Here is a 25912-nt window from a genome sequence, read left to right as displayed (position 1 = left end):
CCCTGGTCCGCGCCGCCGCCAGGGGCGAGGATGGGCCCATGGACCGTCCCGGACTCGCCGAGTTCCTCCGCGCACGCCGCGAGGCGCTGCAGCCCTCCGACGTCGGCCTGCCCGCCGGCGCCCGTCGTCGCACCGTCGGCCTGCGGCGGGAGGAGATCGCCTCGGTCGTCGGCATGTCGTCCGACTACTGGGCCCGCCTCGAGCAGCGCCGGGGGCCGCAGCCCTCCGACCAGATGCTCACGGCCATCGCCCGCGGGCTGCGCCTCGACCTCGACGAGCGCGACCACCTGTTCCGCCTCGCCGGCCACGAGGCTCCCCGCCGCGCCCGCCGCTCGCCGCACGTCAGCCCCGGCCTCATGCGCGTGCTCGACCGCCTCGACGACACCCCCGCCCTCGTCATCACCGAGCTCGGCGAGACCCTGGCGCAGAACCGGCTCGCCGCCGCCGTCTTCGGCGACGGGCTCGGCTGGACCGGCCTCGACCGCAGCGGCATCCACCGCTGGTTCGCCCACCCGGAGGCGCGCGGCCAGTACCCGGAGCACGACCACGAGCACCAGGGCCGGCTCCAGGTCGCGCAGCTGCGCGTCGCCACGTCGATGCCCGATCCCGATCCGCTGGCGGCGCGCGTCGTGGCGAGCCTCCTCGCGTCGAGCGACGAGTTCCGTCGCTACTGGGACCTGCAGGAGGTGGGCAGCCGCTTCGACGAGCACAAGACCCTGCGGCACCCCGAGGTCGGCGAGATCGAGGTGCACTGCCAGGCGCTCTTCACCGAGGACCAGTCGCAGGTGCTGCTCGTGCTCACCCCCGTGCCCGGGTCGGGCGCCGCCGAGGCGCTCGGGCTGCTCGGCGTCGTGGGAGAGCAGCGCTTCAGCCGGTCGTGAGCCGGACGCCCTCCCAGCGCGGGCCGTGCGCCGTGATCGTCAGGCGGCGCGGCTCGTCAGCGACGTCGTCGGGGTCGGTGTCGGCGAGGCCGTCGGGGGCGGGGAGGCCCTCGGGGTCGCGGCCGTCGTCGCCGAGCTCGCCTCCCGCGCCGGTCGGGCGCTCGATCACGACGTCGAGCCACGACTCCGCCACGCCGTCGAGCAGCCCGGCGCCCCACTCGACCACGACGACCGACCCCTCGTAGTCGAGGTCGAGGTCGTCGAGCTCGTCGGCGCCGCCCAGCCGGTACGCGTCGACGTGCACGAGCGGCACGCCCGAGGCCGTCGGGTGCGTGCGCGCGAGGACGAACGTGGGGCTCGCCACCTGGCCTCGCACCTGCAGCCCGGCGCCGAGGCCGCGGGTCAGCGTGGTCTTGCCGGCGCCCAGCGGCCCCGTCAGCACCAGCAGGTCGCCGGCACGCAGCAGCCCGGCGAGCCGGCGGCCGAGCGCCTCCGTCGCCTCGGTGTCGACGAGGTCGCCGGCGAACAGCACCCGGCCCGCAGGAGGCGGCGGCGCGGTCACGAGGACGCCCCGGCAGCCGTCCCGTCGGGCGCGGTCGCGCGGGGGCCGACTCCCCCGCCGGTCCTGCCGAGGTAGTGCCGCGGCACGCGCGCGCCGATGCGGCAGGAGACCTCCTCCGGGATGCTGTCGGTCAGGTCGGCCCACTCGCCGATGGTGAGCTCGCCGTCGTCGCCGGGGCCGAAGAGCAGCACCTCGTCGCCGACCTCGACCACGTCGTCGCCGACGTCGACGAGGAACTGGTCCATCGCGACGCGGCCCACGATCGGGTACCGCCGGCCGTGGATCGTCACCTGGGCTCGCTGCTGCGCCCGCCGGCTCACGCCGTCCGCGTAGCCGAGGGGCACGAGGGCGAGCGTGGTGTCGCGCTCGGCCCGCCAGGTGTAGTCGTACGAGACGCCGGTGCCGGCCGCGACGCGCTTGACGCGCACCACGCGGGCGCCGAGGGTCAGCACGGGGCGGAGCCCGCGGTCGGCGGCGGTCACGCCCTCCGTGACGGGGTTGCCGTAGCCGTTCGAGCCCATGCGGACCATGTCGAAGCGCCGCTCGGGGTGCTCCATGCCCGCCGAGCTGGACGACATGTGGCGCTTCTCGAACGTCGCCCCCAGCGCCTCCGCGTCCTCGAGCGCCCTGCGGAACACGAGGGAGGCGGCGTGGTCGTCGGCCTCGCTCGTCTCGGACACGTGCGAGAACGCGCCGCGCAGCCGCACCGTGCCCTCGTCGCGCAGCTCGACGGCGCGCGCGACGAAGGCGGGCCAGTCGGCGGGCAGGCAGCCCTCGCGGTGCAGCCCGGTGTCGATCGTGAGGTGGACGAGCGCCTCGTGGCCCGGGCCCGCCGCCCGGGCGGCGGCGGCGAACGACTCGAGCTGCTCGAGGGTCGAGACCCCGAGGTCGACCCGGAGCCGCACGGCGGCGTCCCAGTCCTCGTCGGGGCCGAGCTGCCAGGCGAAGAACGACGCCTCGTCGCCGACGCCCGCCCGGCGCATCTCGTACGCGGGCTGCGGCTCGACCGTGCCGAACCAGCGGATCCCCGCGGCGAGCGCCTCGGGCACGATCACGTCGGCGCCCAGCGAGTAGGCGTCGGCCTTGACGATCGCGAGCACCTCGACCGGCGCCATGCGCTCGATCAGCGAGGTCAGGTTCGCCCGGTAGGCGGCCAGGTCGATCGTCGCGCGGCGCATCCAGGCCGTCATGCGGTGCTCCTCGGGAGTCGTGCGGAGAGCGAGGCGACGACGTCCCAGGTGATGCTGCCGGAGGCGCGGGCCCAGTCGTCGGCGCCCTGTCGCCCGAGCGCCGGGTCGCCGAACACGACGACCTCGTCGCCGACCTCGACCGGGTCGTCGCCGACGTCGATCACGAGGGCGTTCATGGCGATGCGCCCGCGCACGCGGTAGGTGCGCTGGCCGATCGTCACCGACGCGCGGTCGCTCGCGGCGCGGTCGATCCCGTCCGAGTAGCCGACCGGGACGACGGCGATGGTGGTGTCGCGCTCGGGCCGGAACAGGTACCCGTACGAGACGCCCTCGCCGGCGGGGACGCGCTTGGTCGACGTCACGGGCGCCGTCATCGTCAGGGCCGGCCGGAGACCCAGGTCTGCCGAGGTGCGGTCGGGGAACGGGCTCAGTCCGTAGGCCGCCAGCCCGAGACGCACCAGCGTGGTGTGGGAGCCCTCGTAGTGCAGGGCCGCCGCCGACGCCGCGAGGTGCCGGAGCGGCGGCTCGACGCCCCGCTCGCCGAGGGCGGCGGAGGCACGGAGGAAGGAGGCGAGCTGCAGCCCGTCCTCCTCGGGCGACGTGTTCGAGAGGTGGCTCATCAGCCCCTCGACGGGCAGCACGTCGCGCAGCTCGGCGGCCCGGTCGAACAGGGCGGGCCACTCGGACTCGACGGCCCCGTTGCGGCTGAGCCCGGTGTCGACGCAGAGGTGCACGGCGCGGACGCCCGCGGCGGCGGCCGCCTCGAGCTGCGCGAGGTCGGAGACCGCAGGCGTCACGTCGTGCCGAGCCGCCTGCTCGAACGTCTCGCCGGGCGCGTGCAGCCAGGCGAGCACCGGCGTGGTGATGCCCGCGCGGCGGAGCTCGAGGGCCTCGTCGAGGTCGGCGACGCCGAGCCAGTCGACACCGGCAGCGGCGAAGGCCCGGGCGCTCTCGACCGCACCGTGTCCGTAGGCGTTCGCCTTGACGACGACCATCACGAGGGCGGAGCCCGCCCTCTCGCGGAGCACCCCGACGTTGTGGGCGAGGGCCGCCGTGTCGACGGTCAGCCGGACGTCCTGCGTCACGCGACCACCGCCTCCTCGTCCGACGAGCTCGCCGATCGCGCGGACGGCGCCTGGCCGGGCTCGGGCCCCTCGGCGACGACGTACGCGACCGCGACGCCGCCGTCGTGGCTGAGTGACAGGTGGAGGCGCGTCACGCCCCGCGAGTCGGCCAGCGACCGCGCTCCCCCGGTGAGCACGAGGCTCGGCGCCCCGTCGGGGTCCGACTCGACGACGACGTCGTGCCAGCGCACCCCGGCCGAGCCGCCCAGGGCCTTGATCAGCGCCTCCTTGGCGGCGAAGCGGGCGGCCAGCGACTCGACGCGACGGGGCGAGCCGTCGCGCAGCACCAGCTCGGCCTCGCCGAACAGGCGGGTGCGCAGGGCCGGCGTGCGGTCGAGCGAGCCCTCGAAGCGGTCCAGGTCGACCACGTCGACCCCGATGCCCACGATCACGATCTGCGGGGGTGTGTCATCGGCGGCCCGCTACTCGACGGTGACCGACTTGGCGAGGTTGCGCGGCTGGTCGACGTCCAGGCCCTTGGCCGCGGCGAGCTCCATCCCGAAGACGTGCAACGGCACGACGGCGAGCAGCGACTCGAAGAGCGGCGCGGCGAGCGGGATGTGCAGCACCTCGTCGGCGAAGGGCAGCACCGCGGCGTCGCCCTCCTCGGCGATCGCGATGACGCGAGCACCTCGGGCGCGGATCTCCTGGATGTTCGAGACGACCTTCGGGTGCAGCGAGCGCGGGTCGCGGGGCGACGGCACGATCACGAAGACGATCTGGCCGGGCTCGATCAGCGCGATCGGGCCGTGCTTCAGCTCGCCGGCGGCGAAGCCCTCGGCGTGGATGTACGCGAGCTCCTTGAGCTTCAGGGCGCCCTCGAGGGCGATCGGGTAGCCCACGTGGCGGCCGAGGAACAGCACCGACCGCGTGTCGGCCATCCAGCCCGCCAGGGTGCGGATGCGCTCGGACGACTCGAGCACGCGCTCGATCTTCTCCGGGATGGCCTGGAGGTCGGTGACCTGCGCGGCGATCTCGTCGGTGCTGAGCGTGCCGCGGAGCTTCGCGAGGTGCAGCCCGAGCAGGAACAGGGCCGTGCCCTGGGCGACGAACGCCTTGGTCGACGCGACGGCGACCTCGGGGCCGGCGTGCGTGTAGATGACCGCGTCGGACTCGCGCGGGATGGTCGAGCCCTGCGTGTTGCAGATCGACAGGACCTGCGCGCCCTGCTCACGGGCGTACTTGACGGCCATGAGCGTGTCCATGGTCTCGCCGGACTGGCTGATCGAGACGACCAGCGTCTTCTCGTCGAGCACGGGGTCGCGGTAGCGGAACTCGTGCGCGAGCTCGACCTCGACGGGCACGCGGGCCCACTGCTCGATGGCGTACTTGCCGAGGATGCCGGCGTAGGCGGCGGTGCCGCAGGCGATGACGATGACGCGGTCGACCGTCACGAGGCGGTCGGCGACGCCGTCCAGCTCGCGGAGCGAGACGACGCCGCCCGACACGCGGCCGAGCAGGGTCTTCGCGACCGCCTCGGGCTCCTCGCTGATCTCCTTCGCCATGAAGCTGGACCAGCCGCCCTTGTCGGCGGCCGAGGCGTCCCAGTCGATCTCGAACTCGCTCGTCTCGACGGGGGCGCCGTCGAAGTCGACGACCTCGACCGAGTCGGGGCGGATGGTGACCAGCTGGTCCTGGCCGATCGACATGGCACGACGGGTGTGGGCGACGAACGCCGCGACGTCGCTGCCGAGGAAGTTCTCGCCGTCGCCGAGCCCGATCACGAGCGGCGAGTTGCGGCGGGCGCCGACGACGACACCGGGCTGGTCCGCGTGTACGACGAGGAGGGTGAAGGCGCCGTCGAGGGTGGCGACGACGGTGCGCAGCGCCTCGGCGAGGTCGCCGGTGGCGCGGTAGGCACGGGCCACGAGGTGCGCCGCGACCTCGGAGTCGGTCTCGCTGAGGAACTCGACGCCCTCGGCGAGCAGCTCGGCCTTGAGCTCGGAGAAGTTCTCGATGATGCCGTTGTGGATGAGGGCGAGCTTGCCGTCGTCGGCGAGGTGCGGGTGCGCGTTCTCGTCGGTCGGGCCGCCGTGGGTCGCCCAGCGGGTGTGGCCGATGCCGGTCTGGCCGTCGCGCAGGGGGTCGGCCTCGAGGTCGTCGACCAGCACCTGGAGCTTGCCCGCCTTCTTGCGGCTGTCGAGCGCGCCGTCCGCGCCGATGACCGCGACCCCGGCCGAGTCGTAGCCGCGGTACTCGAGCCGCTTCAGGCCGCCGAGCAGCACCTCGACGCTCTTCTCACCGGCTCCGGCAGAGCCCACGTATCCCACGATTCCACACATGCAGACGATCCTAGGGCGTCGGCGCTGGTCGGTCGGCGAGGCCCCCGGGCGTGGCCCGGCGGGGCCTGGGGAGACGACCCGACGAGCCCTCGGGAGACTGCCCGGCCGGCCCCGCGGCACGCCCGGGTGCGCCGGGCGGCCGACCGGGTAGCCTCGGGCCCATGGCCGACGCGAGCTCCCCGACGACCCACGCGACGCCGTTCGTCGAGATCCACCGTGACGCGTGGGCCGACCTCGCCCCGGCGACGCGCCTCCCGCTCACCGAGACGGAGATCGTGCAGCTCCGCGGCCTCGGCGACCGGCTGGACATGCGCGAGGTGCAGGACGTCTACGTGCCCCTCAGCCGCCTCCTCAACCTCTACGCCGCCGGTGCGCGCAACCTGCACCGGGCCACCAGCGACTTCCTGGGCGAGCGAGCGCAGCGCACCCCGTTCGTGATCGGCGTCGCGGGCTCGGTGGCAGTCGGCAAGTCGACCGTCGCGCGCCTCCTGCGCGAGCTGCTCAGCCGGTGGGACGACACGCCCCGCGTCGAGCTCGTCACCACCGACGGGTTCCTCTACCCGAACGCCGAGCTCGAGCGCCGCGGCATCATGGACCGCAAGGGGTTCCCCGAGTCCTACGACCGCCGGCACCTGCTGCGCTTCGTCTCCCAGGTCAAGAGCGGTGCGGAAGAGGTGCGGGCGCCCTTCTACTCGCACACGAGCTACGACATCATGCCGGGGGCCGAGGTGGTCGTCCGGCGGCCCGACATCCTGATCGTCGAGGGTCTCAACGTGCTGCAGCCCCCCGTCGCGGGGCGGCTCGCGCTGAGCGACCTCTTCGACTTCACCGTCTACGTCGACGCCCGCACCAGCGACATCGAGAGCTGGTTCGTCGACCGGTTCCTCGCGCTGCAGAAGAGCGCCTTCACGCAGGAGCGCTCGTTCTTCCACCGGTTCGCCGACATGGACGAGGCCGAGGCCAGGGCCTTCGCCTCGACCGTGTGGCGCTCGGTCAACGAGCCCAACCTGATCGAGAACGTCCTCCCCACGCGGTCGCGCGCCACCCTGGTGCTCCGCAAGGCGGCCGACCACAAGGTCAGCTCGGTCCTGCTCCGCAAGATCTAGGCCCGAGGAGGCGCGGGCCGGCACCCTGGCCCGCCGCGGTCGTCACACCGGCAGGAACGACACCACGGTCAGCAGCGCGACGAAGGCGACGACGGCGGCGATCGCGACCGCGTTGAGGCGCTTGTGCTCGACCATGATGGCCACGTACTCGCGGAGGAACGCGCTCGGCACGTAATACGCGGCCGTCGGTGAGCCGACCACCTGGGCGTCGCTGCCGACCGCCCTGGCGAGCAGGGCGGCACGGAGCACGTGGTAGTCGTTGGTGACGACGAGCGTGCTGCCCCCGCGACCTGCCGCGTGCTGCACCTCCCGCGAGAGCACGAGGTTCTCGCGAGTGCTCGTGGACGCGGTCTCGGGGTGCACGTCGGCCGGGTCGACGCCCTGGGCCAGCAGGTACTCGGCCATGGCCTCGCCCTCCGGCCGCGGCTCGTCGGAGCCCTGCCCGCCGGACGGCACCAGGATCGGCCGTCTCGTCCCGACCGGCACCGACCGGTAGATCGCGAGGGCCCTGTCGAGCCGGCTGCGCAGCAGCGGGGGCACCTCGCCGCGGATGAGCCCGGAGCCGAGCACGACCAGCGCGTCGGGACGGTCCGTGTGGCGGTACCGGCTGTAGACGAGCGAGTAGAGCCCGAAGGCCGCGAAGGTCGCCGCGGCGTAGAGGCAGGCCAGGAAGACGAGGACGCCGAGCGACACCAGCACCGTGACGACGCCCGACGGCAGTGCCGTCCTCGCGGGGAGGAAGACGAGCAGCACGGCGGCGGTCGGCAGGGCGACCAGCGCCAGCCCGGCCAGCAGCGACAGCAGGTTGCCGAGGCTGCGCCCCTCGAGGCGCAGCATCGTGACCCCGTTGGCCACCAGGAACACGGCCAGGACGAGGATCAGGACGCCCGCGAGCCCGAAGCCGAGGACGACGACCAGCTGGAGCAGCGCGCTGGCGGCGGCCAGCTCGAGCACCCCTGCGAGCAGCAGCGCCCCGAGCGCCCCGACGAGGAAGACCCCGTTGCGCAGCCGCCGGGCGTCGCGGCGCCGGCTCACGACGTAGAGGATCGCGAAGACGGCAGCCGGCACGAGGAGGGTCATGCGCCCATCGTGCCCGACCAGCGGCGGCGCGGCACGATGCCCGTGCCGTCCGAGCAGTCGCTAGAGGGCGAGCCGCTCGCGGACGACGTCGGCGAGCGCGTGCGCGACGCGGTCGGCGGTCTCCTGGTCGGCGGCCTCGACCATGACCCGGACGACGGGCTCCGTGCCCGACGGGCGGAGCAGCACGCGACCCGAGTCGCCGAGCTCGCGCTCGAAGGCGGCGACGGCCTCGGCGACGCCCTCGTCGCCCGCCAGGCGCTCACGGTCGACGCCCTTCACGTTGATCAGGATCTGGGGGAAGACCGTCATGACCTGGGCCAGCTCGGCGAGGGTCTTGCCGGTCTCGGCCATGCGCGCCACGAGCGAGAGGCCCGTGAGGATGCCGTCGCCCGTCGTCGCGTAGTCGCTGAAGACGATGTGGCCCGACTGCTCGCCGCCCAACGTGAAGCCGTGCTCGTTCATGTCCTCGAGCACGTACCGGTCGCCGACCCGGGTCTGCCGGACCGTGATGCCGTGGTCGGCCATCGCGCGGATCAGCCCGAGGTTGCTCATGACCGTGGCGACGAGCGTGTCGTGCGCCAGCCTGCCGTGTTCTTTCTGGGCGACGGCGAGGATCGCCATGATCTGGTCGCCGTCGACGACCGTTCCGCTCGCGTCGACCGCGAGGCAGCGGTCGGAGTCGCCGTCGTGGGCGATCCCGATGTCGGCGCCGTGCTCGAGCACGGCGGCGGCGAGGTTGTCGAGGTGCGTCGAGCCGACGCCGTCGTTGATGTTCATGCCGTCGGGGTCGGCCCCGATGAGGGTGATCGTCGCGCCGGCGTCGGTGAAGACCTCGGGCGACACGGCGGACGCGGCGCCGTGGGCGCAGTCGAGCACGACGTGGATGCCGTCGAGCCGGTTCGGCAGGGCGCCCAGGAGGTGGAGGACGTAGCGGTCCTCGGCGTCGGCGAAGCGGCGGATGCGACCGACGTCGCCCCCGACCGGCATCAGCTGCGGCTCGCTCATGGCGGCCTCGATGCGGTCCTCCACCTCGTCGGGCAGCTTCGTGCCGCCGAACGCGAAGAACTTGATCCCGTTGTCGGGAGCCGGGTTGTGCGAGGCGCTGATCATGACGCCGAAGTCGGCGCCGATGTCGTCGACGAGGAACGCCGCCGCGGGGGTCGGGATGACCCCGGCGTCGAGCACGTCCACACCGGAGCTGGCCAGGCCCGCCGAGACGGCGGCGGTGATGAACTCCCCCGAGATGCGGGGGTCACGAGCGACGACGGCCACCGGCCGCCGACCCTCGGCACGACGCGCCTCGGCGTGGTGCCCCTTGGTGAGCACCACCGCGCTCGCCTGGGCGAGGCCCAGGGCGAGCGCGGCGGTCAGCTCGCGATTGGCAAGTCCCCGAACGCCGTCGGTACCGAAGAGTCGCGACATCGCGGACCTGCCCCTCGTGTTTCTTAGCGCTTCGAGAACTGCGAGGCCTTGCGGGCCTTCTTGAGACCGGCCTTCTTGCGCTCGATGACGCGGGCGTCGCGGGTGAGGAAGCCGGCCTTCTTGAGCGTGGCGCGGTTGTTCTCGCGGTCGATCTCGTTCAGCGTGCGGGCGATGGCGAGACGCAGGGCGCCCGCCTGGCCCGAGGGGCCGCCGCCGGTGACCTTGACGGTGACGTCGTAGGCGCCGAGCAGGTCGAGCACCTTGAACGGGTCGTTGATCAGCTGCTGGTGCAGCTTGTTCGGGAAGTACTCCTCGAGGGTGCGTCCGTTGACCACGAAGGTGCCGGTGCCGGGCACGAGGCGAGCACGGGCGATGGCCTCCTTGCGGCGGCCGACAGCCGAGCCGGAGACGTTCAGGACGGCGCGGGGCGTCGCCTGGGTCTCGGGAGCCGAGCTCTCGGTGGTGAAGCTCTCGGGAGCCTGGTCGATGGAATCTGCGATCTGAGCCACTGTGTGGGGGTCCTTAAGTCTGAAGGCGGACGCTACTGGGCGACCTGGTCGAGGGTGTAAACCGTGGGCTGCTGAGCAGCGTGGGGGTGCTCGGCACCCGCGTACACCTTCAGCTTCTTGATCTGGGCACGGCCCAGCGAGTTCTTCGGCAGCATGCCGCGGATGGCCTTCTCGACGGCACGCGTCGGCTGCTTCTCGACCATCTCGGAGTAGGTCGTCGCCGTCAGGCCGCCCGGGTAGCCCGAGTGGCGGTAGTAGAGCTTCTCGGCCAGCTTGGAGCCGGTGAGGGCCACCTTGTCGGCGTTGATGACGATGACGAAGTCGCCCATGTCCATGTGGGGGGCGAAGGTCGCCTTGTGCTTGCCGCGCAGCAGGGCTGCCACGTGCGAGGCCAGACGGCCGAGGACGACGTCGTTCGCGTCGATGATCAGCCACTGCGGCTGGACGTCAGCCGGCTTGGGGGAGAAAGTGCGCGTCACAGTAGTGCTGCTTCCTGGTCGAGGTGAGGTGTCCGTGAATCCCGCTCCGTTGCCGTTGTCGCGACGATGTCGTGAGAACGAGTCAGGTGGAGGGCTCAACTTCGGGCGCCGCGCGCAGTTGCGCAGACACCAAGGGTCGACGATACCGGACACGCCCGGAGGCGTCAAACGGTCGCGCCCGGCCGACCCGACCGGCGGACCGCCCCCTCGTCAGGAGGCGCCGAGCGAGGAGAGCGCGTCGCCGTCGAGCCGGAAGGTGGTCCACTCGTCCATCGACGAGGCGCCGAGCGACCGGTAGAAGCCGATCGAGGGCTCGTTCCAGTCGAGGACCGCCCACTCGACCCTGGCCAGCCCCCTTACCACCGCCTCCTGCGCCAGCCTCGCCAGCAGGGCCCGGCCGTGGCCGGCGCCCCGGTGCTGCGGCGCGACGTACAGGTCCTCGAGGTGGATGCCGTGGACGCCCTCCCAGGTCGAGAAGGTGAGGAACCAGATCGCGAGGCCCGCCAGCTCGCCCGGCTCGTCGCCGTCGACCACGAAGGCGAAGACGGCGGGCCCCTCGCCGAAGAGCGCGCTCTCGAGGTCGGCCTCGGTCGTCTTGACGGCGTCCGGCTCCTTCTCGTAGACCGCGAGCTCGACGATCAGGCGCAGCAGCTCGGGGACGTCGGACGGGGCAGCGGGGCGGGGAGCGCTCATCCGTCGAGGCTAGCGGCCGACCTCTTCACCTGCGTGAGCACGACGCGTGCCGCGACCTCGTCGTCGGACGGGTAGCCCACCTCGACCATGGTCAGGCCCGTCGCCGGGACCACGCGGAACTCGCCGTTGCGCGCGGCCTCGCGGCGCACGCCGACGGCCCGGTGCTCGGGCATGGCGCCCTCCCCCACCGCGACGCACGCGCCGACGAGGTTGCGCACGAGGTTGTGGCAGAAGGCGTCGGCCTGCACGGTCGCGACGAGCACGCCGTCGGCGTCGCGCCTCCAGGTGAAGTGCTGGAGCTCGCGGATGGTGGTCGCGTAGTCGCGGTGGCGGCAGTAGGCGGCCCAGTCGTGCAGTCCCACGAGGCCCGCAGCCGTCGCGCTCATCAGGTCGAGGTCGAGCAGGTGGTCGTACCAGAGCGTGTGGCTGCGCCTCGTCGGGTCGCGCTCGGCCGCGCGGTCGGCGATGCGGTACTCGTAGCGCCGCCACAACGCGCCGAAGCGCGCGTGGAACCCGGGAGGCGCGAGTCGCGCCCCCGAGACGACGATCTCGTCCGAGGAGCCGGCCAGCCCGTTCAGGCGCCGGGCGAGGACCGTCGGCGCGTCGAGCGGCGACCGGTCGACCATGCCGCGGTGCGGCCGCTGCAGCTGGGCGATCTGCTCGTCCGTCAGGTCGAGGTGCACCACCTGTCCCCGCGCGTGCACGCCGGCGTCCGTGCGGCCGGCGACCGTGACGGTCGGGACGTGCTCGTGCCGGCCGAAGAGCGTGCGGAGCGCAGCCTCCATCTCGCCCTGCACCGTCCGGCGGCCGGGCTGCTCGCTCCAGCCCGAGAACGCGGTGCCGTCGTAGGCCACGGTCAGCCGCACCCGGGTCAGGCCCGCCTGCACGAAGGCCGGGTCGTCGAGGGCCGGGGCTGCAGGAGGGGCGTCGCTCGTCACGCCGTCCATGCTACGGGCGACGCGAGGGGCGGACGGGCTCGTGCCCGTCCGCCCCTCGGGCCTCCTCGCGCAGCCGCCCCGCGCGCGCCGGCTGGCTCAGCGAGTCAGCGAGTCAGCGAGTCAGCGACTCGGCGACTCAGCGCCAGCGCCACCCGAACAGCTTCGTCAGCCACGACACCACGGCGGTGACGACGGCGACGATGACCTGCACCACGGGCGGCAGCGGGTGCGCGCCCCCGCCGTGCCCGGGGTCGGACGGGTCCGTGGGGCCTGTGCCCGGGTCCGTCGGGTCCGTCGGGTCGGTCGGGTCGGTCGGGTCGGTCGGGTCGGTCGGGTCCGTCGGGTCGGTCGGGTCCTCGTCGGCGACGAGGGAGAGGCCCACGTGGACGGGGTCGTGGTCGCTCGCACGGAACGGCCCCTCCTCGAACAGCGGGACGGCGTTGTAGTTGTAGCGGCTGTACTCGAGCCCCACCGACTCTCCCGAGTTGATGTTCCAGATGTCCACCGCGGTGACGGCCTCGGCCGCGGCCGGCGAGGCGAGCACGTGGTCGAGCGAGCCGCTGAGGCCGCCGAAGACGTAGCTGTACTCGTCGGTCTCGGTCGAGCCGAGATCGGCGTAGCCCGCGTCGCGGAGCACCTCGATCGGGTCCTCCTGCGAGTAGGCGTTGAAGTCGCCGAGCAGGAACGCCAGGTCCGTGCCCGCCGCCTGCTGCACGCGCTCGGAGAAGGCGACCAGCGCCTCCGCCTGGTTGACGCGCGAGGCGTTGGAGGCGCCCTGGCCGTCACCGAGGTCCGCGTCGGCACCCGACCCGCTCCCCTTCGACTTGAAGTGGTTCGCGATCGCGACGAACGTGGCGTCGTCGGAGTCGGCCGCGGCGACAGGGCGGAACGCCTGGGCGAGCGGCTGACGCGCGTTGCTGAAGGCCGGGGCGTCGGTGAGGATCGTCGACCCGCCGACCGTCTCGACCGTGCCGGCCTTGTAGATGAAGGCGAGGCGGATGACGTCCTCGTTCGACGGCACCGCCGCGGGCGAGGGGACGTAGCTCCACTCGTCGGCGCCGAGGTCGGCGTTGAGGGCGTCGACCAGGGTCGACACGGCCGCGTCGCGGTCCTGTCCGAAGCGGGCCGAGTTCTCGATCTCCTCGAGCGAGACGACGTCGGCGTCGAGGCCGTTGATCGCCGAGACGATCTTCGACTGCTGACGCTCGAAGCTCTCCTGCGTGGCGGCGCCTCGGGCGTCGCAGCCGCTGTTCACCGTGAGCGGCACCCCGGCGCGGTCACGGTAGTAGGTGCAGCCGGAGAGCTGGTCGCCCGTCGTCGGGAAGTAGTTCAGCACGTTGAAGCTGGCGATCGACACGTCGCCGCCGACGTCGCGGGGGGCCGACTCGCGCACGACGCCGAACGAGGCCGGCAGCTCGGCGACGGGGGTGTCGCTGGTCACGCGGCCGGTGGGCTGGAGCTTCCAGGTGCCGTTGCGGAAGTCCACCACGACGGGCTCCGCGAAGGTGACCGGGGCGCCGACCGTGACCGGCGTCTCGGGCGAGAGCCACGGCAGCGGGATCGACTGGTTGGCCGCGGTGAAGAAGTTCACGCTCGAGCCGTCGTCGAGCGTGACGGCGCGGGCGGCGTTGTCCGCTGCGACGGCTGCCGCCTCGGCGCTGCCGGGACGGCCCACCTCGGTCGGCTGCAGGAGCGGGCCGGTGCCTGCCGCCAGCGCGACCTCGCCGTACTGGTTCGTCGTGTAGACGTCGGAGACCGTGAAGTCGCCCTGCGGTGCGAAGAGCATGCTCTCGAGCGACTCGCGCTGGGGATCCGTCGTGGGCCAGGCGACAGCCGCCGCCCGGGGGGCCTCGACGGTGCTCGCGTCGAGCTGCACCAGGCCGGAGGCGTCGGCGACCGTCAGCTCGGTCAGGCCGTAGTACTCGGTGACCTCGCCGGTGAGCTCGACGTGGTCACCGACCGACACCGAGGAGGCGGTGGCCGAGCTGAAGACGAAGACCGCGTCGGACGCGGCGTGCGTCGCGAGGTCGAGCGCACCTCCGGTGCCCGGCGTCTGCACGACGTAGCCGTCGAGGCCGCCCGTCGGGTAGGTCGCCGTGACGACGCCGCGCGTCCGCACGACCTGCCCGGCGAGGGGGCTGGCGGCACCTGTGCCCTGGATCTCGGCGATGGTCGCCTCGACCGCGGGCGCGGGCGGCTCGGTGGGCTCGGGGTCGTTGGGCTCCTCGGGGTCGGCGGGGGCGCCTCCTGCGCTGTTCACGGGCGTGACGACGTCGCTGACCGTGAAGTCGGCCGCGTTGTCGTCCGTGTCGACGTGGTCGGTGCGCACCAGCGAGTTGGGCACGGAGTTCGAGCCGGACGTCGCGGCGACGGCGGTCTCGGAGGTGTTGGACGTGCCGTAGCCCAGCAGGTCGACGACGCCGTCGACCCCGACGGACGACGCGCCGACGGGGAGCGTGACCGCCGTGGCCCGGTCGGCGAGCACGAGGGTGCCCGTCGTGCCGCTGGGGTTCAGCCCGAGCACGGCGTCGGCCTGGGGCAGCGCCGCCCCGGCCGTGCCGTTGCTGCCGAGCTGCACGAGGAAGCTGCCGCCCGCGGGAACGGTGCCGGCGAGGGCGCCGACCCCCGAGACGGCCGACGAGGTCGCTGCCCGGTACTGGAGCGACCAGCCGGCCAGGGAGACGGCGGCGTCGGTCGGGTTGTACAGCTCGACGAACTTGTTCGTGAAGGGCGCGTTCGCGCTGCCGCCCTTCAGGTAGGCCTCGTCGATGACGAGGCCCGAGCCGTCCACGGCGGCGGTGCCGAGGGAGGGCGAGGAGGGGGCGGCTGTGGCGGGCACCAGCGGCGCGAGGCCGAGTGCGACGCCGAGACCGGTCGCGAGCGCGACCGTCCTGACGGTACGGGGTCGGGGGTGCATGACGTCCTTCGTGACGGTTCGGGCCCGCTGATCCGGCGGGACACCGTCACGCTACGGGGCCTCGAGGGCCTGCAGGTTTCGAGCAGGTGAACGACACCCGTTCGGGGGACGCCGCGTGTCGGCATGATCACCTACACGACGGTCGTCGCGTAGGCGGAGGTCCGTCGCCAGCTGTCCCGCCCCGCGTCGCCTCGCCCCGCACCGCCTCGCCCCGCCCCGCCCCGACGACGGAGGGCCCGTCACCTCGCGGTGACGGGCCCTCTGCCGGTGGTGCTCGTGACTACTTGTCGTCCGACTTCACGTCGTCCGACTTCGCGGCGGCGTCGGTCTCGACCTCGTCGGCGGCAGCCGTCTCGGTCTCGGCCTCGACGGGCGCGCTCTGCTCGACCGTCTCGGTCTCGTCGACGGGGGCCTCGGCGGGCTCCTCGACGGGCGCGGCGGCCGGCGTGGACTTCGAGCTCGACGACGACTTGACCTTGGGGGTGACGGGCTCGAGCACGAGCTCGATCGACACCATCGAGGCGTTGTCGCCCTTGCGGAAGCCGAGCTTCGTGATGCGGGTGTAGCCGCCCTCACGGTTCTCGACGAGCGGCGCGATCTCGGTGAAGAGGATGTGCGCGGCGTCCTTGTTGTTGCGCAGCGTCTGCATCGCGCGACGACGCGACGCGAGGTCGCCCCGCTTCGCGAAGGTGACGAGGCGCTCGGCGACGGGACGGAGGCGCTTGGCCTTCGTCTCGGTCGTCTTGATGCTCTTGTGCTCGAAGAGCGATGCGGCGAGGTTCGCGAGCATCAGGCGCTCGTGAGCCGGGCCGCCTCCGAGGCGGGGACCCTTGGTGGGCTTGGGCATGATCGTTGGTTCCTAGCTGTCGAAGATGGAGGGCGTCGGGAGACGAGACCTAGTTGGTCTCTTCCTCGTCGTAGCCGCTGTAGAAGTGGGCTCCGTCGAACCCGGGGACCGTGTCCTTGAGCGAGAGACCCAGCTCGACGAGCTTGTCCTTCACCTCGTCGACCGACTTCTGACCGAAGTTGCGGATGTTCATGAGCTGCGTCTCCGAGAGGGCGACGAGCTCGGACACCGTGTTGATGCCCTCGCGCTTCAGGCAGTTGTAGCTGCGCACCGACAGGTCGAGATCCTCGATCGGCGTCTGCAGCTCGCTGGAGAGGACGGCGTCGACCGGCGCGGGGCCGATCTCGATGCCCTCGGCAGCAGTGTTGAGCTCGCGTGCCAGGCCGAACAGCTCGGTCAGCGTGCGACCGGCCGACGCGATGGCGTCGCGCGGCGTGATGGCCGGCTTCGTCTCGACGTCGACGACGAGGCGGTCGAAGTCGGTGCGCTCACCGGCACGAGTCGCCTCGACGCGGTAGGTGACCTTGAGGACGGGCGAGTAGATCGAGTCGATCGGGATCTGACCGGCCTCGCTGAACTCGGCGCGGTTCTGCACGGCCGAGACGTAGCCGCGGCCACGCTCGATCGTCAGCTCGAGCTCGAACTTCGCCTTGTCGTTGAGCGTGGCGATGACGAGCTCGGGGTTGTGGATCTCGACGCCGGCCGGAGCCGAGATGTCGGCGGCCGTGACCTGGCCCGCGCCCTGCTTGCGCAGGTAGGCCGTGATGGGCTCGTCGTGCTCGCTCGAGACGACGAGCTGCTTGATGTTGAGGATGACCTCGGTCACGTCCTCCTTCACGCCGGGGACGGTCGTGAACTCGTGCAGCACGCCGTCGATCCGGATGCTGGTGACGGCCGCGCCGGGGATCGACGACAGGAGCGTGCGACGCAGCGAGTTGCCGAGGGTGTAGCCGAAGCCGGGCTCGAGGGGCTCGATCGCGAAACGCGAGCGGAACTCCGAGATGTTCTCCTCGGTGAGGGTGGGGCGCTGTGCAATGAGCACTGTGGGTTCCTTTCGGCGGAGAGTCCGCTATATGACTCTCGGCGGTACGACAGGGTGGCTGGCCCGTCGGTCTCTTGAGTTGTGGGCGCCCCGTGCGAGGGACGCAGGAGGCGGTGGTGACGCGGTCGAGCCCGCCGCGCCTCCTCGCCCCGCGAGGGGAGGAGGAGGCACGACGGGCGGCAACTCAGTTAGACGCGACGACGCTTCGGCGGGCGGCAGCCGTTGTGCGCCTGCGGGGTGACGTCGTTGATCGAGCCGACCTCGAGGCCTGCGGCCTGGAGCGAGCGGATCGCGGTCTCGCGACCCGACCCCGGGCCCTTGACGAAGACGTCGACCTTCTTGACGCCGTGCTCCTGCGCCTGACGCGCAGCCGACTCGGCCGCGAGCTGCGCGGCGAACGGGGTCGACTTGCGCGAGCCCTTGAAGCCGACGGCGCCGGACGAAGCCCAGCTCAGCACGGCACCCGAGGGATCGGTGATCGACACGATGGTGTTGTTGAACGTGCTCTTGATGTGGGCCTGGCCCACGGCGACGTTCTTCTTCTCTTTGCGGCGGGGCTTGCGCGCGGCCGACTTCGGTGCTGCCATTTTGATCTCCTACGAACCTAGAGGCGTACGGCGGGAGCCGGGGCCTAGCGAGCCTTCTTCTTGCCGGCGACGGTGCGCTTCGGGCCCTTGCGGGTACGCGCGTTCGTCTTGGTGCGCTGGCCGCGCACAGGCAGGCCGCGGCGGTGGCGGATGCCCTCGTAGCTGCCGATCTCGACCTTGCGGCGGATGTCGGCGGCGACCTCACGGCGGAGGTCGCCCTCGACCTTGAAGTTGCCCTCGATGTGGTCGCGGAGCAGGACGAGCTGGTCGTCCGTGAGGTCCTTGACGCGGATGTTGCCGTCGATCTCGGTCTCGGCGAGAGTCTTGAGCGCGCGGGTGCGGCCGACTCCGTAGATGTAGGTCAGTGCGACTTCGACGCGCTTGTCACGCGGGATGTCAACGCCTGCTAGACGTGCCATGGTGGCTTCTCCTCAGAGAGTGGTGGAGGTGTGACGCAGCACCGGTGCCCGGGCCTCCGCCCGGGGTGTCCCCCGCCGGCCGCCGCGCGGGGCGACGTGTCGACGAGTTCTGGTGCTGCTCGTGGGGTGGTGCTCTGGGGCTCGAGAGCCCCGGCTGCTGCTGACCGCTGTCGCGGTCGGAGCGTGGCCGCTGACTAGCCCTGACGCTGCTTGTGACGCGGGTTGCTCTTGCAGATGACCATGACGTTGCCCTTGCGGCGGATCACCTTGCAGTGCTCGCAGATGGGCTTGACGCTGGGGTTGACCTTCATCGTTGTTTCCTTGATCTCGCTGGCTTCGTGCCCCGCGGGTGCGCGGGGCCGTTCCTTTCCAGCACGCCCTACTTGTAGCGGTAGACGATCCGGCCGCGGGTCAGGTCGTAGGGGCTCAGCTCGACGATCACACGGTCTTCGGGGAGGATGCGGATGTAGTGCTGACGCATCTTTCCCGAGATGTGGGCGAGAACCTTGTGACCGTTGGTCAGCTCGACGCGGAACATCGCGTTGGGCAGAGCTTCGATCACAGCTCCTTCGATTTCGATGACACCGTCTTTTTTGGCCATGGACTCACAGTCGCTCAGAGTTGGGGGTGTTGGTCGTGCGGGCAGTCGGCGCCCCGGGCACACAGATGTGACCTGGGAACACCAAAGATCGATCCTAGGTGATGCCGCTACACTTCAGCAACCCGCCCGTCGACCCGACACGCCGAGTCGACGATGAGACGCCGACCAGGAGCTCCGCATGCCCCAGCAGACACGCACGCCCGGCCGCCGAGGGGCCGCCCGTCACGGTCGCCTCCGACGGCGAGGGCCGTTCCGGGCCCTGGCGACCCTCGTGGCCAGCGCACTGGCCGTGCTGCTCGTGAGCGGCGCCTCCTTGGCCGCCATCACCGCCCAGCAGCTCACCTCGTCGGTGACGTCGGTCGCCCTGGACAACGAGACGGCCGCCCCGAAGGAGATCTCGGCGATCCCCGGCGGCGCGAACATCCTCCTGATCGGCAGCGACCAGCGTGATCCCGGCAGCGCGGTGGACGCCGGCGTGGTCGACGGGGTGCGGAACGACGTCAACATCCTCGTGCACCTGTCCGAGGACCAGACCCAGCTCACGGCCGTCAGCTTCCCGCGAGACCTGATGATCGACCGTCCCGCGTGCACCGGCGACGACGGGGCGGCGCATCCGGCCGCCTCGTACCAGCAGTTCAACACCCTCTACGGCGACGGCGGCATCAGCTGCACGGTCGCCGCCGTCGAGAGCATGACGGGGCTCAGCGTCTACTACGCAGGCATGATCACCTTCGACGGCGTCATCGAGATGTCGAACGCCCTGGGCGGGGTCGACGTCTGCGTCACGCAGCGGATCCGCGACACCGACACCGGGCTCGACCTCTCGGCCGGCACCCACTCCCTGCAGGGCAAGGACGCCCTCGAGTTCCTCCGGACGCGCCACGGCGTCGGCGACGGGAGCGACCTCGCCCGCATCAGCTCGCAGCAGGTGTTCCTGTCGTCGATGATGCGCACGATCATCTCCGGCGGCACGCTCGGCAGCCCGACGACGCTCTACAAGCTGGCCTCGGCGGCGCTCGGCAACATGACCCTCTCGTCGTCCCTGAGCTCGCCCGACACGCTGGTGTCGCTCGCGCTCGCGCTGAGGAACCTGACCCCGGCCGACATCGTGTTCGTGCAGTACCCGGTGGTCGACGACCCCGACCAAGCCGGTCGGGTGATCCCCGCCGAGTCGGATGCCGCGGTGCTCGAGGCGGCGCTGCAGGCCGACCAGAAGTTCACGCTCGGCGATGAGGCGGTGGGCCGAGGCTCCACCGTGGACGAGTCGGCCGCGCCCGCACCTGCGCCCGAGACGCCCGCGCCTGCAGCCACCGGGACGACCGGTGCCGACGATGCGGGGACCACAGCGCCGGCCGAGCCGGCACCGGTCACGACGACCCTGCCGTCGACGATCACGGGCCAGACGGCCGCCGAGGCGACCTGCTCGGTCGGGTCCTCGCGGGGCTGAGCCGGCCGGACGAGGCCTCAGGCGACGGGGACGGGCCGGACGCCGAGCGCGGCGAGGCCGGCTGCTCCCCCGTCGTGGGCCGTCGTGACCCAGATGCCGCCTTCGTGGACAGCCACCGAGTGCTCCCAGTGCGCAGCGTCCGAGCCGTCGACGGTGGTCACGGTCCAGTCGTCGTCCTGGGTGACCGTGTCGCCGCCTCCTCGCGTGACCATGGGCTCGATGGCGACGACGAGGCCGGGCCGCACCGCGGGGCCGCGGCCCTTGATCCGGTAGTTGAAGACGGGCGGCTCCTCGTGCATCGACCGGCCGATGCCGTGGCCCGTGTAGTCCTCGACGATGCCGAACTCGCCCCGGGACTCCACGTGGTCCTCGACGGCGTCGCCGACCTCGTTCAGATGGCGGGCCACGGCCAGGGCCGCGATGCCGCGCCAGAGCGCCTCCTCGGTGACCTCGGCGAGGAGCCGACGCTCGGCCACGAGCTCGGGGCGCGACGGGTCGTCGAGGACGAAGGTCCGAGCGCTGTCGCCGTTCCAGCCGTCGACCTCGGCGCCGCAGTCGACGGAGACGATGTCACCTGCCCGCAGGACGCGGTCGCCGGGGATGCCGTGGACGACCTCCTCGTTGACGGAGGCGCAGATCGTGTGCCGGTAGCCCGGCACGAGCATGAAGTTGGGCACGCCGCCGCCTTCGCGGATCGTGCGCTCTGCCACGGCGTCGAGCTCACCGGTGGTGACCCCGGGCCGGATGACGGCAGCGACGGCGTCAAGCGCCTCCGCAGTCAGGACGCCAGGGCGCACCATGAGCCGGAGCTCGTCGGGGGTCTTGTAGATCCCGGGCTTGCGGAACGCCACGTCGGTCAGGACGCGGAGGCGGTGGGCCTGAAGCCGGCGCCCATGAGAGCGTCGTCGATGCGCGAGGCGACCTCGTCGATGCTGCCCAGGCCGTCGACCTCGACGAGCAGGCCGCGATCGCGGTACGTCTCGATCAGTGGAGCGGTCTCGCGGAGGTAGACGTCCTGCCGGTGGCGGATCGCCTCCTCCGTGTCGTCGGAGCGCCCCTGGTCGAGAGCGCGTCGGCGCAGGCGCTCGACGATCTCGTCACGATCGGCGACGAGCTGCACGACAGCCGCGAGGGCCTCGCCGCGACCGGCGAGGAACTCGTCGAGGAAGTCGACCTGCTGCACGGTGCGCGGGTAGCCGTCGAGCAGGAACCCGTGCTCGGCATCCGCCTCCGTGAGGCGGTCGCTGATGAGCTCGTTGGTCAGGCTGTCCGGGACGTAGTCGCCTGCGTCGAGGATCGCCTTGACCTTGAGGCCGAGATCGGTCTCGCCGGCGACGTTGGCCCGGAAGATGTCGCCCGTCGAGATCGCGGGGATGCCGAACGACTCGGCGATGCGCACCGCCTGGGTGCCCTTGCCCGCGCCGGGCGGACCGACGATCAGGAGGCGCGGCGCCGGGACCGACTGTGCGCCGGTCATCGGAGGAGCCCCTCGTAGTGCCGCTGCTGGAGCTGCGAGTCGATCTGCTTGACCGTCTCGAGGCCGACGCCGACGATGATCAGGATGCTCGCGCCGCCGAAGGGGAAGTTCTGGTTCGCGCCGACGGTGGCGAGGGCGATCAGCGGGATGAGCGCCACGATGCCGAGGTACAGCGAGCCGGGCAGGGTCACCCGCGTCAGGACGTAGTCGAGGTACTCGGCCGTCGGACGGCCCGCACGGATGCCGGGGATGAACCCGCCGTACTTCTTCATGTTGTCCGCGACCTCTTCGGGGTTGAAGGTGATCGCGACGTAGAAGTACGTGAACCCGACGATGAGCGCGAAGTACACCGCCATGTAGAGCGGGTTGTCGCCCGAGGTGAGGTTCGCCTCGACCCACGAGACCCACGCCGCCGGGGCGGTGCCGTCGGTAGGCCGGTTGAACTGGGCGACCAGGGCCGGCAGGTACAGCAGCGACGAGGCGAAGATGACGGGCACGACGCCTGCCATGTTGACCTTGATCGGGATGTACGTGTTGTTGCCCCCGTACGTCCGCCTGCCGACCATGCGCTTGGCGTACTGCACGGGCACTCGTCGCTGCGACTGCTCGACGAACACGACGGCGGCCATGATGACCAGCCCGACCGCGATGACCATGAGGAAGATCTCGAAGCCGCGCGCCTGGGCGATGCTCCAGAGGGCCGTGGGGAAGCGGGCCGCGATCGACGTGAAGATGAGGAGCGACATGCCGTTGCCGATGCCGCGCTCGGTGATGAGCTCGCCCATCCACATGATGAGGCCGGTGCCGGCGGTCATGGTGATGACCATGAGGAGCACGGCGTACCAGGCGTCGTTCGTGATGAGCTGCTGGCACTCCGCGGCGCCGGAGCCCGCGAAGAGCGTGCCGGAGCGGGCCACGGTGATGAGGGTGGTCGACTGCAGGATGCCCAGCGCGATGGTGAGGTACCGCGTGTACTGGGTCAGCTTGGCCTGGCCGGACTGGCCCTCCTTGTAGAGGGTGTCGAAGTGCGGGATCACCACGCGCAGCAGCTGCACGATGATCGACGACGTGATGTAGGGCATGATGCCCAGCGCGAACACGGACAGCTGCAGCAGTGCGCCGCCGCTGAAGAGGTTCACGAGCTCGTAGAGGCCCGAGGTGCCCTGGCTGCCGGCGAGGCAGAGCTGCACGTTCTGGTAGTCCACGAACGGAGCAGGGATGAAGGACCCCAGCCGGAAGAGCGCGATGATGCCGAGCGTGAACCCGATCTTGCGGCGAAGGTCGGGCGTGCGCATGATGCGCGCGACAGCTCTGAACATGGTGGGCCTCCCGGTGTGAAGGATAGACGACTGAAGGGGGTGGCCCTGACGGACCACCCCCTCAGGGCATTACTTGGTGACGGATCCGCCTGCGGCGACGATCTTCTCTTCGGCAGAGCCGGAGACCTTGTCGACCGCGACGGTCAGCGCGACGCTGAGGTCGCCCTGGCCGAGGACCTTGACCTTCTCGTTCTTGCGGACGGCGCCCTTGGCGACCAGGTCGACGATGGTGACGTCGCCTCCCTGGGGGTAGAGCTCGCCGAGCTTCTCGAGGTTCACGACCTGGTACTCGACGCGGAACGGGTTCTTGAACCCGCGCAGCTTCGGAGTACGCATGTGCAGCGGCATCTGGCCGCCCTCGAAGCCGACCTTGACCTGGTACCGGGCCTTCTGGCCCTTGGTGCCACGTCCGGCCGTCTTGCCCTTCGAGCCCTCACCGCGTCCGACGCGGGTCTTCGCCTTCTTGGCACCGGGAGCCGGGCGGAGGTGGTGCACCTTGAGCACCTGCGGACGCGCGACGTCCGACGAGCCGGCCGGAGCCGATGTCGTGCTGGACGCCGTCGACGCGGCGGCCTTGTCGGCAGCCGGCTTCTTGGCGGCGGCCTTGGGGGCAGCAGCCTTGGTGGTCGTCGCCTTGGGGGCGGCGGCCTTCTTGGGAGCGGCCTTCGCGGCCGGCTCCTTCTTCTCGTCAGCCATTAGTCAATCTCCTCGACCTTCACGAGGTGAGCGACCACGTTGACGTAGCCACGGTTCTGCTTGGTGTCCTCGCGAACGACCGAGTGGCCGATCCGCTTGAGGCCCAGGCTCCGCAGCGTGTCACGCTGGTTCTGCTTCTCGCTGATTACGGACTTGATCTGGGTCACCTTGAGGTTGGCGGCCATCAGGCACCTGCCTTCTCGGTCGCGGCGGTGCGCGCTGCGTCCTCTGCACGCTGCAGGAACGCCGGCATCACCTGGTCGATGTCGAGGCCACGACGGGCCGCGACGGCACGAGGCTCCTCGAGGAGCTTCAGCGCAGTGACGGTCGCGTGCACGATGTTGATCGTGTTGGACGAGCCGAGCGACTTGCTGAGCACGTCGTGGATGCCGGCGCACTCGAGCACGGCGCGGACGGGACCACCGGCGATGACACCGGTACCGGCCGAGGCCGGACGCAGCATCACGACGCCGGCAGCAGCTTCGCCCTGCACGGGGTGCGGGATGGTGTTGCCGATGCGGGGGACGCGGAAGAAGTTCTTCTTCGCCTCCTCGACGCCCTTGCTGATGGCGGTCGGGACCTCGCGGGCCTTGCCGTAGCCGACGCCGACCAGTCCGTTGCCGTCGCCGACGACGACGAGCGCCGTGAAGCTGAAGCGACGACCGCCCTTGACGACCTTGGACACGCGGTTGATGGTGACGACGCGCTCCAGGAACTGGCTCTTGTCGTCACGGTCGCCGCGGCCACGGCCACCGGCGTTGCGGTCTCCGCGGCCCTGACCGCCGCGACGGTCGGTGCGACCGCCTTCGCGGTTGTTGGACTCCGAGCCGGCAGCCGTCTCGACGGGGCGCTCGACGACGGCCTCGGCGGGAGCCTTGGTGGCCTCCGTCGTCGCCTCGGCCGGGGCCTCGGGGGGAGTGGTGTTCGTAGCGTCGCTCACAGGTTCAAACCAGCCTCTCGGGCGCCTTCGGCGATGGCCGCGACGCGTCCGGCGTACTTGTTGCCGCCGCGATCGAACACGACGGCCTCGATGCCCGCGGCCTTCGCGCGCTCGGCGACGAGTGCGCCGACCTTGCGGGACTTAGCGGTCTTGTCACCGTCGAACGTGCGCATGTCGGCCTCGAGGGTCGAGGCGCTGGCGACGGTGAAGCCCTTGCTGTCGTCGACGACCTGCACGAAGACGTGACGGGCCGAGCGGGTGACGACGAGACGGGGGCGCTCTTCGGTGCCCACGACCTTCTTGCGCAGGCGGGTGTGACGGCGCTTGGTGGCTGCCGACTTGGACTTTCCTCGTGTACCGAGACCCATGATTACTTACCTGACTTTCCGGCCTTGCGGCGGACGACCTCGCCGGCGTAGCGGACACCCTTGCCCTTGTAGGGCTCGGGCTTGCGCAGCTTGCGGATGTTGGCGGCGACTTCGCCGACGGCCTGCTTGTCGATGCCGACGACCGTGAGCTTGTTGTTGCCCTCGACCGTGAAGCTGATGCCCGCGGGCGGCTCGACGGTGATGGGGTGCGAGTAGCCGAGCGCGAACTCGACGTTCGAGCCCTTCGCCTGCACGCGGTAACCGGTGCCGACGACCTCGAGGCCCTTGGTGTAGCCCTGGGTCACGCCGATGATCTGGTTGGCGATGAGGGTACGGGTCAGGCCGTGCAGGGCACGCGACTCACGCTCGTCGTCGGGACGCGTCACGACGACGGTGCCCTCTTCGAGCTTGGCTTCGATGGGGCTCTTGACGACGAGCGCGAGCTCGCCCTTCGGGCCCTTGACCGAGACGGCCTGGCCGTCGATCTTCACGTCGACCCCGGCAGGGATCGAGATGGGGAGTCTTCCGATTCGAGACATGGCGGGTTACCACACGTAGGCGAGGACTTCTCCGCCTACGCCCTTCTTCTCGGCCTCACGGTCGGTCAGCAGACCGGAGGAGGTGGACAGGATCGCCACGCCGAGGCCACCGAAGACCTGGGGGATCTCGGTCGACTTCGCGTACACCCGGAGACCGGGCTTCGAGACGCGCTTGATGCCCACGATGGAGCGCTGACGGTCGGGGCCGTACTTGAGGTCGATGGTGAGGGTCTGGCCCACGCGGGCGTCCTCGACCTTCCACGACTCGATGAAGCCCTCACGCTTGAGGATCTCAGCGATGTGGGACTTGAGCTTGCTGCTGGGGAGCGAGACGGTCTCGTGGTGAGCCGAGTTCGCGTTGCGCAGTCTGGTCAGCAGGTCTGCGACCGGATCTGTCATCGTCATGCGGTTGATCTCTTCCTCATCCGGTTTCGACATCCGGTACAC

The 25912-nt window shown here is 71.3% G+C and carries 30 protein-coding genes; 3 read left to right on the top strand and 27 right to left on the bottom strand.

Annotated features, from left to right (window positions below):
* Positions 1-38 precede the first annotated feature (38 nt).
* Positions 39-881 (top strand): helix-turn-helix transcriptional regulator, encoded by an 843-nt coding sequence (locus tag EDF20_RS07495; RefSeq protein WP_133738245.1) that lies wholly within the window; start codon positions 39-41, stop codon positions 879-881.
* Here EDF20_RS07495 and tsaE read toward each other — a convergent pair.
* The 5 genes from tsaE to glmS are packed head-to-tail and all read right to left on the bottom strand — an operon-like array spanning position 868 to position 6039.
* The gene (gene tsaE, locus EDF20_RS07490; RefSeq protein WP_347876495.1) at positions 868-1443 is read right to left on the bottom strand and encodes a tRNA (adenosine(37)-N6)-threonylcarbamoyltransferase complex ATPase subunit type 1 TsaE; all 576 of its coding nucleotides are present in this window, start codon (positions 1441-1443) and stop codon (positions 868-870) included. The genes EDF20_RS07495 and tsaE overlap by 14 nt on opposite strands.
* Positions 1440-2633 carry an alanine racemase gene (alr, locus tag EDF20_RS07485; protein WP_133738244.1) on the bottom strand — a complete coding sequence of 398 codons (1194 nt, stop codon included), beginning with the start codon at positions 2631-2633 and terminating at the stop codon, positions 1440-1442. The genes tsaE and alr (EDF20_RS07485) overlap by 4 nt, the downstream gene beginning before the upstream one ends.
* Positions 2630-3718 (bottom strand): alanine racemase, encoded by a 1089-nt coding sequence (gene alr, locus EDF20_RS07480; RefSeq protein WP_133738243.1) that lies wholly within the window; start codon positions 3716-3718, stop codon positions 2630-2632. The genes alr (EDF20_RS07485) and alr (EDF20_RS07480) overlap by 4 nt, the downstream gene beginning before the upstream one ends.
* Positions 3715-4149 (bottom strand): holo-ACP synthase, encoded by a 435-nt coding sequence (locus tag EDF20_RS07475; protein ID WP_133738242.1) that lies wholly within the window; start codon positions 4147-4149, stop codon positions 3715-3717. Before EDF20_RS07475 ends, alr (EDF20_RS07480) begins: the two co-directional genes overlap by 4 nt.
* A gap of 30 nt (positions 4150-4179) precedes the next feature.
* The gene (gene glmS, locus EDF20_RS07470) at positions 4180-6039 is read right to left on the bottom strand and encodes a glutamine--fructose-6-phosphate transaminase (isomerizing) (protein WP_123547714.1); all 1860 of its coding nucleotides are present in this window, start codon (positions 6037-6039) and stop codon (positions 4180-4182) included.
* A 161-nt stretch (positions 6040-6200) separates the two neighbouring features.
* Between glmS and coaA the strand changes: the two genes are divergently transcribed.
* Positions 6201-7145, top strand: a complete 945-nt coding sequence (gene coaA, locus EDF20_RS07460; RefSeq protein WP_123547713.1) for a type I pantothenate kinase — start codon at positions 6201-6203, stop codon at positions 7143-7145.
* A gap of 42 nt (positions 7146-7187) precedes the next feature.
* Here coaA and EDF20_RS07455 read toward each other — a convergent pair whose 3' ends face one another.
* The 13 genes from EDF20_RS07455 to infA form a co-directional block, all read right to left on the bottom strand.
* Positions 7188-8225 carry a YdcF family protein gene (locus EDF20_RS07455; protein ID WP_133738241.1) on the bottom strand — a complete coding sequence of 346 codons (1038 nt, stop codon included), beginning with the start codon at positions 8223-8225 and terminating at the stop codon, positions 7188-7190.
* A 60-nt stretch (positions 8226-8285) separates the two neighbouring features.
* The gene (glmM, locus tag EDF20_RS07450; RefSeq protein ID WP_133738240.1) at positions 8286-9647 is read right to left on the bottom strand and encodes a phosphoglucosamine mutase; all 1362 of its coding nucleotides are present in this window, start codon (positions 9645-9647) and stop codon (positions 8286-8288) included.
* Between the two features lie 23 nt (positions 9648-9670).
* On the bottom strand, positions 9671-10156 hold the full coding sequence (gene rpsI / locus EDF20_RS07445) for a 30S ribosomal protein S9 (RefSeq protein WP_133738239.1): 486 nt from the start codon (positions 10154-10156) through the stop codon (positions 9671-9673).
* 32 nt (positions 10157-10188) lie between these two features.
* The gene (gene rplM, locus EDF20_RS07440) at positions 10189-10635 is read right to left on the bottom strand and encodes a 50S ribosomal protein L13 (protein ID WP_133738238.1); all 447 of its coding nucleotides are present in this window, start codon (positions 10633-10635) and stop codon (positions 10189-10191) included.
* Between the two features lie 210 nt (positions 10636-10845).
* The gene (locus EDF20_RS07435) at positions 10846-11328 is read right to left on the bottom strand and encodes a GNAT family N-acetyltransferase (protein ID WP_133738237.1); all 483 of its coding nucleotides are present in this window, start codon (positions 11326-11328) and stop codon (positions 10846-10848) included.
* Complete coding sequence (locus EDF20_RS07430) at positions 11325-12215, bottom strand: tRNA pseudouridine synthase A (protein WP_243833454.1); 891 nt, start codon at positions 12213-12215, stop codon at positions 11325-11327. Before EDF20_RS07430 ends, EDF20_RS07435 begins: the two co-directional genes overlap by 4 nt.
* A gap of 187 nt (positions 12216-12402) precedes the next feature.
* The gene (locus tag EDF20_RS07425) at positions 12403-15183 is read right to left on the bottom strand and encodes an ExeM/NucH family extracellular endonuclease (RefSeq protein ID WP_133738235.1); all 2781 of its coding nucleotides are present in this window, start codon (positions 15181-15183) and stop codon (positions 12403-12405) included.
* A 280-nt stretch (positions 15184-15463) separates the two neighbouring features.
* Positions 15464-16030 (bottom strand): 50S ribosomal protein L17, encoded by a 567-nt coding sequence (rplQ, locus tag EDF20_RS07420; protein ID WP_133738234.1) that lies wholly within the window; start codon positions 16028-16030, stop codon positions 15464-15466.
* A 49-nt stretch (positions 16031-16079) separates the two neighbouring features.
* Positions 16080-17072, bottom strand: coding sequence for a DNA-directed RNA polymerase subunit alpha (locus EDF20_RS07415; RefSeq protein ID WP_123547705.1), 993 nt, complete (start codon positions 17070-17072; stop codon positions 16080-16082).
* Between the two features lie 188 nt (positions 17073-17260).
* On the bottom strand, positions 17261-17659 hold the full coding sequence (gene rpsK / locus EDF20_RS07410; protein WP_055799944.1) for a 30S ribosomal protein S11: 399 nt from the start codon (positions 17657-17659) through the stop codon (positions 17261-17263).
* Positions 17660-17703: 44 nt separating this feature from the next.
* Positions 17704-18078, bottom strand: coding sequence for a 30S ribosomal protein S13 (rpsM, locus tag EDF20_RS07405; protein WP_056057338.1), 375 nt, complete (start codon positions 18076-18078; stop codon positions 17704-17706).
* 194 nt (positions 18079-18272) lie between these two features.
* Complete coding sequence (gene rpmJ, locus EDF20_RS07400) at positions 18273-18389, bottom strand: 50S ribosomal protein L36 (protein WP_043593327.1); 117 nt, start codon at positions 18387-18389, stop codon at positions 18273-18275.
* A 68-nt stretch (positions 18390-18457) separates the two neighbouring features.
* Positions 18458-18679, bottom strand: coding sequence for a translation initiation factor IF-1 (gene infA, locus EDF20_RS07395; protein ID WP_055857193.1), 222 nt, complete (start codon positions 18677-18679; stop codon positions 18458-18460).
* A 178-nt stretch (positions 18680-18857) separates the two neighbouring features.
* Between infA and EDF20_RS07390 the strand changes: the two genes are divergently transcribed.
* On the top strand, positions 18858-20126 hold the full coding sequence (locus EDF20_RS07390) for an LCP family protein (RefSeq protein WP_133738233.1): 1269 nt from the start codon (positions 18858-18860) through the stop codon (positions 20124-20126).
* Positions 20127-20143: 17 nt separating this feature from the next.
* On the opposite strand, the gene map is transcribed toward EDF20_RS07390, so the two are convergent.
* The 9 genes from map to rpsH form a co-directional block, all read right to left on the bottom strand.
* Positions 20144-20977 (bottom strand): type I methionyl aminopeptidase, encoded by an 834-nt coding sequence (gene map / locus EDF20_RS07385; protein ID WP_133738232.1) that lies wholly within the window; start codon positions 20975-20977, stop codon positions 20144-20146.
* A gap of 5 nt (positions 20978-20982) precedes the next feature.
* Positions 20983-21603 (bottom strand): adenylate kinase, encoded by a 621-nt coding sequence (locus EDF20_RS07380; protein ID WP_123547702.1) that lies wholly within the window; start codon positions 21601-21603, stop codon positions 20983-20985.
* Positions 21600-22922 carry a preprotein translocase subunit SecY gene (gene secY, locus EDF20_RS07375; protein WP_123547701.1) on the bottom strand — a complete coding sequence of 441 codons (1323 nt, stop codon included), beginning with the start codon at positions 22920-22922 and terminating at the stop codon, positions 21600-21602. Before secY ends, EDF20_RS07380 begins: the two co-directional genes overlap by 4 nt.
* A gap of 69 nt (positions 22923-22991) precedes the next feature.
* Positions 22992-23618, bottom strand: a complete 627-nt coding sequence (gene rplO, locus EDF20_RS07370; protein WP_123547700.1) for a 50S ribosomal protein L15 — start codon at positions 23616-23618, stop codon at positions 22992-22994.
* Positions 23618-23803 (bottom strand): 50S ribosomal protein L30, encoded by a 186-nt coding sequence (gene rpmD, locus EDF20_RS07365; protein ID WP_123547699.1) that lies wholly within the window; start codon positions 23801-23803, stop codon positions 23618-23620. The genes rplO and rpmD overlap by 1 nt, the downstream gene beginning before the upstream one ends.
* Positions 23803-24558 (bottom strand): 30S ribosomal protein S5, encoded by a 756-nt coding sequence (gene rpsE, locus EDF20_RS07360; protein WP_133738231.1) that lies wholly within the window; start codon positions 24556-24558, stop codon positions 23803-23805. The genes rpmD and rpsE overlap by 1 nt, the downstream gene beginning before the upstream one ends.
* Positions 24555-24926, bottom strand: coding sequence for a 50S ribosomal protein L18 (gene rplR, locus EDF20_RS07355; RefSeq protein WP_123355181.1), 372 nt, complete (start codon positions 24924-24926; stop codon positions 24555-24557). Before rplR ends, rpsE begins: the two co-directional genes overlap by 4 nt.
* A 2-nt stretch (positions 24927-24928) precedes the next feature.
* Positions 24929-25465, bottom strand: coding sequence for a 50S ribosomal protein L6 (gene rplF / locus EDF20_RS07350; RefSeq protein ID WP_123547697.1), 537 nt, complete (start codon positions 25463-25465; stop codon positions 24929-24931).
* A 6-nt stretch (positions 25466-25471) separates the two neighbouring features.
* Complete coding sequence (gene rpsH / locus EDF20_RS07345) at positions 25472-25870, bottom strand: 30S ribosomal protein S8 (protein ID WP_123547696.1); 399 nt, start codon at positions 25868-25870, stop codon at positions 25472-25474.
* Positions 25871-25912: the final 42 nt, after the last annotated feature.

The organism is Frigoribacterium sp. PhB116 (assembly GCF_004364285.1).
Taxonomy (GTDB): Bacteria; Actinomycetota; Actinomycetes; order Actinomycetales; family Microbacteriaceae; genus Frigoribacterium.
The sequence above is the reverse complement of the archived record's forward strand: the minus strand, read 5'-3'. Positions and strand labels throughout refer to the sequence as shown.